The sequence below is a fragment of the Bradyrhizobium cenepequi genome (assembly GCF_020329485.1).
Taxonomy (GTDB): domain Bacteria; phylum Pseudomonadota; class Alphaproteobacteria; order Rhizobiales; family Xanthobacteraceae; genus Bradyrhizobium; species Bradyrhizobium cenepequi.
In genome coordinates this window covers 22,937-30,531 of record NZ_JAGKJI010000069.1, presented here as the reverse complement: position 1 = coordinate 30,531, position 7,595 = coordinate 22,937, and the positions used below count along the sequence as shown (strand labels likewise).

The following is a 7,595-nucleotide window of genomic DNA, read 5'->3' as shown; positions in this document are numbered from 1 at the left end:
TCGCCAGCCCGTTCTTCCTCGGCCTTGATCACATCGTCGGCCGATGAAGACCGAGACCGCAGCCCGCGAAGCTGACCGGCCGCTACGGCACTGTTGGGGGTGCGCGTCCGGTCAGCTTCGCTCCGTCGAGCAACACCATCAAACACCAGGCGCGATCTCTTCGGCAGCCGCTTGACCACGGGCTAACGATAGTGCCAATTTGCCTTTAACGATCGGGTACTTCACCTGCGCGCGATCAGATCGGAACGCTGCGCGGCATCAGATTGGAATACCTGCGCGCGATCATTGGAATCCGCAGCCTTTTCTGTTCGACATTATGTCGCCGGCTCCGACCATCTCGATCTGACGAGCGAGGCGTCAAGCGTTGTTGAATTCACCGAAACCAGTGTCTCCATCCACGAAGAGCGCAACCCGCGCCGCATCGGTCGATGACACGAGCGGGTACGACGCTTCCCTACAGTTTCGCAAATCCAGTCCCCCAGCCCTATCGCCGTCCACGTCGCAAGCCACAAGCCTAGAGCGCCGAAGTTGACGCGACGAATTCATGCCGGAACCTTGTCGCCAGCGATTGATGCCGTAGCTTCACCTCGATCCGTCGTGACCGCCGCCAGATAGCTAGCGAAAAGCGAGATAGTCCGGACGTGCGATTCTAGGGAGCTTTTGCCGCTGCGCCCGGCCAGCCAATCGTCAAATAGTCGTCTGCGGCCAGCGCCCAGATCGGCGTTTCGGCCAAGTGTGTCCCGTGCAGGATAGAACCTCTCCCGCAAGGCTGCGCGGTCGAGGAAGCCGGCATTCCGCCAAACCGTGATGTGCGCCTCCCTGGTGGATTGCGAACGACCTTCCGTGTCCGAGTGCGGGCGCTTCAGGATTCTAGCCTCGATCGCAGCGAAGGGACCGATATTCAGCCGAATGGTCTCGGACGGGTACCGCCCATTCTTGTTGTAGACATCGGTTGGCAATTGCCGCCAGTTGCGCAGCGATACGCTGGTCTGCAGAAGGTCGAGCCGGAAGAGGCAGACGGTCTCAAAGCTCCCACGACGGCGTGCGGCTCCGGCCGAGACGAGGTCCGTCTCACCCCAGAACGGTGGAGCGGGAAAGAGTCCAGGGACTGGCGCGGGGCCGCGCAGCCTGCGCACTGGATCCGGACCGATCTGCCTGACCTGGTCGGCGGCGGTCGCCCGGTGGACATCCAGCTCGACCGTCAGGCGCCCGAAGTTCTCCTCATTGTGAGCCAGGAGGCTGGAGAGAATGTCGACGTAGTGATAGCCGGAATGGCAAAGCATTCCGTAGCCATACCGGTACGGATGGTCTTCCCGGGAGAGGATCTCCTCCTCCGTGTTCCACACCCCCTCGTGATGCTCGATACCAATATAGGTGACCGGCGTGCGGAGATTACGGGAGATACGGCGCGCATACCGTCCAATCAGTTCGTAGACTGCGTTGTAGCGGCGCGGCGCCATTACGACGCAACGAGCGCCAGTCCGATTGCAGATATCCTTGAGCTCCCCCACTGCACCAACCAGACGGTTTGCTGCAGGGCGTCCATTCGACCCCATGGGAAGAATGACAGGCTTGTCGACCAGGCAATCAAGGCCAAGTCCGAGAGCCGCGCGAAGGTAGCCTAGATGGGCCTTCGGTTCGGTCGAGACGATTACTTTTGTCCCTCGCCTTGCCACGGCCTTAATGACTTCCTCCCCATGGCTGGAATACCAGATTGCCTGTCGCCGGAGATCGGGTACCCAAGAGATGCTCGTCGGCTTGCATGCGCGGGTTTGAAAGAAGGCATCCACATCGCGTCGCGCGCTCTCGAGCTCGACGACATAGAAGTCCGATGCTCGGCCGCTCGCGATCGCGTCCTCGATCAGAGGAATGTACTTCGCCCGGGCATGGGGACCAAGCCCGACGAGGATGAGATCCTCTCTCATGTCTTCTGATACTCTCTCCTTCTGCCTTGATCAGAACTCGGATACGATCAGGACACACGGGGTCGACCCGGCGGGTTCCGACAAGGCGGGACGCCGCCTCCTCCAGCATCGCGAACTGGCGATATGGAGAAGGATTCGGTTCATGCATCGCCGCCTCATGCGCAGGCAAGCGCACGGTTCTCGACATTCTTCAGGAGAGCTACCTGGGTAGGGCATTGAGCGCAGCCGCTGTTCGCCCGGTACTTCTTGAGAGCCGGAGAGGTTCGCCAAGCAGTCTCTAGGTCGAATCCCGCCGAGCGGATGTTGCCAACGAGGAATTCGTGGCTGTCGGGATCGCCGACCACGTAGACGCAGGGATAGAGGTCGCCGTTTGTAGAAAGGTAGCCCGAGGCGACACCACAGTTACATTCGATGTATTTAACGTTCGGCCGCGGCTCCGTCGTGTCAACAAAAATCGGCGGCGGCAGCTCGAGGCGTGTCGAGGTTTGCGCAGCCATAGCGATTAGGGCTTCCTGCAGCTCTCTAATCTCCTCAGCTGAGCCCAAAAGCGCATCCTCGTTGTCGATGGCGACACCTGCGGCGAACATCGGTCTGATCTTGAAGGAGTCGACGCCGATCGACGACAATAGCCGGTAGGCGTCCAGCGCCTCACCGATGTTGTGCCGGTTGGCGGTCATCCTCGCCTGCACCAACGCCCCGCGATTGACTGCCTCGTGCATCTGACGGAGTGCAGATTCGTAAACGCCCGGCTTGCGGCGGAAACGGTCCACGGTATCCTTATTTGCACCGTCGAAGCTGAATTGGAAAACTAACTTCTCGCGCTCGTCGAAAATCGAGACGACATCAGGAATTGGAACCTGGCCGAGACCCCCTGTATTCAACTGGACGTGAAGGCCTCGTTTGTTTGCGTAGGCCATCAAGGCTGCGGAGCGCGGAAATACGATTTTGAGAAGCGGCTCACCACCAGTTACCGTGACCTTTCTCAGAGAATGTTCGTCGACGAGAAGGTCGAGGAAATTTGTTATCTCCTCGACGGATAACTGCGATGGCTCCAAAAGTCTCTTGTATTGATCTCGATACTCTTCGGGAACATAGCAGTGATCGCAATGAAGATTGCAGTAAAAAGAGATACTGATTCTCATGTGGTCGAAGATAATAGGAAGCGGGCTGTCGGATGCCATGGCGTCCTCCTGAGTTTGTGCCCGAGGGCGCAGCAGGATTTGTGCCAGTGCGATCGCAGCGGAACGCGGCGGTTTTTCGGGCACAATGTCGCGCTCCAAACAGCTTAGCGGGTTCTCGACGTCAGGCGCGTTTGCTTTCAGACAGAAGAACGCGCCACGCCCCGCGCGCCAAGCCGATTCACGAATCGCCGACACACCGCCCGGCCCACGTCGGGGTGATCACTGCGGCATGGCTGGCTGCGGACGGGCTTTCATTACCCCCATACCGCAGACGATGCGCACCATTCGTCCGCGCCGACCAAGGCGCATCCTGCTGAACTCAATTTCTCGATTGCATCTGTAAGAACGCCGATTAACGAAAGGGGAAATACCTACTCGGTCTTCAGAGATGCAACACTTAGCCCTCTGGCTCTTTCTCTGATTCGACCACGCGGCAGCCAACTCCGGTGCACCAAAGAGCGACGCAATATAGTTAAACCTGTATCGCTGGCAATTTCCGTTTCGAACAACGATCAGAGAGTCGCCGCGAAACGACGGACCTTCCACGGCGACACCGCTCATGCTTGTCCGGCTTCACGGGCAGGCGCTTGTCGGGTGCGAACTTTTCAAAGCAAATGGGGCCTAACGCCTCCAGATTGGCCCCGCCGGCCGCTTCGCCCTCTACACCTTGAGAACGCTCGCCTTCACACGCTTGCAAAAGAACGACCTTAAGAAGGCATGGGCACGCGGTAGTTTCTGAGATAAGAATATTCTACTATTGCGAGTGTACTGGGGTCTATTGTGGTGGTGCTCGAGGACGACCCGCAAAAGTACGAGCCTTGGCATCGTAATTGCAGCACTGTCGGTGAATGCTATGACCGTGAGAGAGCTGAGCGCGCAACGCAATCTGCTAAGGCCGGCGGAGCCGACGGGCCGCTGGATGATGCAGTGCTTACGCATCAAGTTGTTCTGCTCGGCGAGGTCATCGGGGGTGAGTACCGGTCAAGTGTGGACTTCCCCTATTTCGGTGCGGCGATACCTCCGAACTTCCGCCCAGCGTACAATGAGCGCTTTCGCTCCGAGCAGGTTGGCCATATCAAACTCTGAATGAGAAGATGATGAAATTGCATGCTTCCAAGCGCGGCTCCGTAGCTCAGGTTTTTGCACCCTTCAATTACTCAGGTACGAAGCATGCCATCAATTTCGGCTATGGGCTGCCCGATCCAGCAATGTTTGCAGAACTTCCTTGGCCGGATGCATTTGATCAAAATACCGGCGTCGCCGCCGCCGATCTGGCGCAGTACACAGATGCAGCGGGTTTGCCCGAGCTGGTTACCAAGCTCGCGCTGCGTTACGGTGTGCGACATGATCACGTTATGGTTACTGGAGGTGCTTCGCAGGCTATACAATTGCTTATCGAAGCCTGGATCGATCCGGGCGATGTCGTGCTGACCGAGGATCCGTCCTACTTAGGCGCGCTCCGCACTTTTTCAGTAATGGGTGCCACGGTCGTTCAGCTCGGTATGAGCGGAGAAGGTGTCGATCTGAACGAACTCGAAGCAACATTGCGTAGTAACTCGCGCGTGAAGCTTTTCTACACGACCCCAGCATTTCACAACCCGACTGGGCGCGAGGTGTCGCGCATCCATATGGCGCGGCTCGCTGCGCTGCTGGCGCAGCACGGCCTGCCGTTGGTCCAGGACCTCGTCTATGCGGAGCTACCCTATAATGAGGTAGTTGATTGGCTAGCACCGGGCGGCAACGTGATTAATGTCCATAGTGTTTCCAAGATTGCCGGACCGGGATTGCGAGTAGGTTGGGTTCTTGCAGAACCAAATATCATCAGCAGGCTTGCACGGCTTAAATGCGACGGCGGCGTAAGCCCCATTGTCAGCAACATCGTCTTGGGCTTGCTGCAATCCGGCGCTCTTGATAGGCACATTGGTCGCTTGCGCCAGCATTATCGCGCCAAACGAGATACCATGCACACACTATTGCAGTATAGCCGCATTTGCGAACCAGAATATATCGTCCCAAGCGGTGGGTTCTCGTTCTGGGTACGGCTCTCCGCCGGTATTGACGTCGATACTTTCATTGAAGCCGCGCGCCGCGAGCACGATGTACACCTTATACACGGTCGTCATTATGGGCCACGAAGTGGCGATCATGTACGGCTGTGTTTTAGCTATCTCCCCTTATTTGGAATTGAGCAGGGGCTAGCGCGATTGGATGACTTGCATGCTAAACTCTACACCCATAGTCATTCACCTATTCCGAAGTTCGAGGATTTAAACGGTCACATAGCTAGATTTTCCGTTTAGTACCTCTGCACGTGATTTTACGGGTTGGACGCTGGATTGGAGCAGGTCCGGCAGAAATGCGCTGCCGCGTGATCAAACGATCTGAAGCCGTGGAAGGACATGCCCCGTCGCGTCCTCGCCGCCCGCTAGCCCCCATGACGCCGCGTGCCGCGCCGAGCCTGAGCGCGTCACTCAAAGGACCGTGGGGGCCTTATCCTCGAGCTTTTTTGGGGTCGCATGCGAGCGGGCATGCTTGATAATTGATAATGCGCGTCCCGCCTGTTTGCTTTGCGACGCATGTCAGATTCCCGACATGGCAATTGCAAGGATCGCAGAGCGGTTTCCTGTCTTCTCTAAGGCTTACGTCGACGAGGCGTAGCGCATGCGGCGGCAAACGATTTGCATTTCGTGCTCCGCCGGCCGACGTGTCCGGCGATAGACTTCGGAGGATCTTCATGACTGCAATCGAGAATACGCCACCGGGCCCGCTGAAGAGGGAGGGACGGCTACGGTGCGTGCTCGTTTCGAGCCGCCTGGATTTGCGCCACTATCTCGGCGCGGAGATTTCGAACATCGCCGATCAGGTTGAACTCATCGATCAGGATGAAGATGGTGACCCTGATGCTCGCCTCGCGATGGCTTGGCATCCGGCGGATGATGCATTTTCCCGTTACCCCAATCTGCAGGCGGTGTGTTCCATCGGTGCCGGCGTCGACAACATTGTTGGTTGTTCGAGTCTCAAACCTGACACCGATGTGGTCCGTGTCGTCGATCCTGGACAGGCGCGGATGATGTCGGGCTTTGTCGCTTGGCACGTGATCGGCCATCAGCGCGGCTTTGCGAGGTATCGCGCGCAACAGCGCGATCGTGTCTGGCTGCCCCGTCCGCAGCGCCGCGCCGACAGCGTGCTGGTCGGCATTCTCGGCCACGGCGAGATCGGGCGCAAAGTAGTCGCCGATCTCACATACCTCGGGTTTTCCGTCACGTGTTGGAGCCGGACCCCCAAGGCGACGTCTAGTACGGCACGGAGCTATTATGGGCCCGCGGGACTTGCCGTGATGCTCAACAAGACCGAGGTGCTGGTCAATGTCCTGCCGCTCACGCCCGAGACCCGCGGCATCCTCGACGCGCAAGTGTTCGCCAAAATGCAACGCGGCGGCTACCTGGTCCAGATCGGCCGCGGTGAACACCTGGTGGAAGCGGACTTGCTCGCGGCTCTTGAAAACGGCCAGCTGGCGGGCGCGGCGCTCGACGTGTTCGCAACCGAGCCATTGCCGGCGACTCATCCGTTCTGGGAGCATCCCAAAATCACCATTACGCCGCATGATGCAAGCGACGTCAGCGTACGCGCAGTCGCAACCACGCTTGTTACGACCGCCGAGGCCATCCGCGCCGGCCGCCGGCCACCGCATGCCATTGACCGCACGCACGGCTACTAGACATTAACGCAGGACCCTTCAGAAGAGGTATGCATCCGCTACTATGCTGAGCAACATATAGTGATGACTATGTTGAGTCGTAGATCATGTTGCGCAGAAGGTAGCGGATGACGGTGATAAGATGATGGGTATTGTTGACGCCACATATTCGGCCGCTATCTCCAAAGCCTTCGCGCTCGACAACCAGCACCTCTTTCAGGGCGGCAACGTCATCCGGAATCGCGTCGCGACAAGCATCCATTCGACACAGTAAATCATAGACTGGATGAGTTGGGACTTCCCAAAATGTTAGCAGCCGCAGATTTCTTTGCTCAGCCCGCGCTCTAGTCGTCAGGTTAGTTGTGGATTTCTCCAATAGATCTCCTCAAGTATATAGGTCATCTGCGCCAATGAGATCGATACCGCGCTAGCCAGGGCCGAGGGCCCAGATGGACTTCCCGCGGCGACAAGCCGATCAGCCGATCCCGTCATGCCACAGGAGCTTGACCAGATCGCCGCGGCGGCCCTGGAAGATGTACAGATCACCCGCATGCGGATCGCGCATCAGGTTTTCCTGAACCGTAAGCGCCAGCCTTTGCCTGCCGCGGCGCATGTCCGTGTGGCCAGTGGCGATCCAAATCCTGACGCCGATTGGGTTGGGGATCCTTGTCGTCGCAGGAGCTCAAGAACGCGCTGCAGCGCTGCAGCGCCTGACTGACGCCGATCTCTGCGTCGCCTCGCCTGCCCTGGCCTGCATCTGCTTCTGGCCCAAGGTCACATTACCAGGGCGCG

Annotated in this window: 6 protein-coding genes; 2 read left to right on the top strand and 4 right to left on the bottom strand. The window is 58.4% G+C overall.

What is annotated here, in order from left to right:
• Nucleotides 1–542: 542 nt before the first annotated feature.
• Nucleotides 543–1,925, bottom strand: a complete 1,383-nt coding sequence (locus J6497_RS36975) for a Gfo/Idh/MocA family oxidoreductase (RefSeq protein WP_225709115.1) — start codon at nt 1,923–1,925, stop codon at nt 543–545.
• Between the two features lie 155 nt (nt 1,926–2,080).
• Nucleotides 2,081–3,301 (bottom strand): radical SAM protein, encoded by a 1,221-nt coding sequence (locus J6497_RS36970; protein ID WP_225709114.1) that lies wholly within the window; start codon nt 3,299–3,301, stop codon nt 2,081–2,083.
• A gap of 902 nt (nt 3,302–4,203) precedes the next feature.
• Here J6497_RS36970 and J6497_RS36965 point away from each other — a divergent pair.
• Nucleotides 4,204–5,406, top strand: coding sequence for an aminotransferase-like domain-containing protein (locus tag J6497_RS36965; RefSeq protein WP_225709113.1), 1,203 nt, complete (start codon nt 4,204–4,206; stop codon nt 5,404–5,406).
• Between the two features lie 434 nt (nt 5,407–5,840).
• The gene (locus J6497_RS36960) at nt 5,841–6,824 is read left to right on the top strand and encodes a 2-hydroxyacid dehydrogenase (RefSeq protein WP_225709112.1); all 984 of its coding nucleotides are present in this window, start codon (nt 5,841–5,843) and stop codon (nt 6,822–6,824) included.
• A gap of 67 nt (nt 6,825–6,891) precedes the next feature.
• Here J6497_RS36960 and J6497_RS36955 read toward each other — a convergent pair whose 3' ends face one another.
• The gene (locus J6497_RS36955; RefSeq protein ID WP_225709111.1) at nt 6,892–7,179 is read right to left on the bottom strand and encodes a hypothetical protein; all 288 of its coding nucleotides are present in this window, start codon (nt 7,177–7,179) and stop codon (nt 6,892–6,894) included.
• Between the two features lie 99 nt (nt 7,180–7,278).
• Nucleotides 7,279–7,437 (bottom strand): IS66 family insertion sequence element accessory protein TnpB, encoded by a 159-nt coding sequence (gene tnpB, locus J6497_RS36950; protein ID WP_225709118.1) that lies wholly within the window; start codon nt 7,435–7,437, stop codon nt 7,279–7,281.
• Between the last annotated feature and the right edge of the window lie 158 nt (nt 7,438–7,595).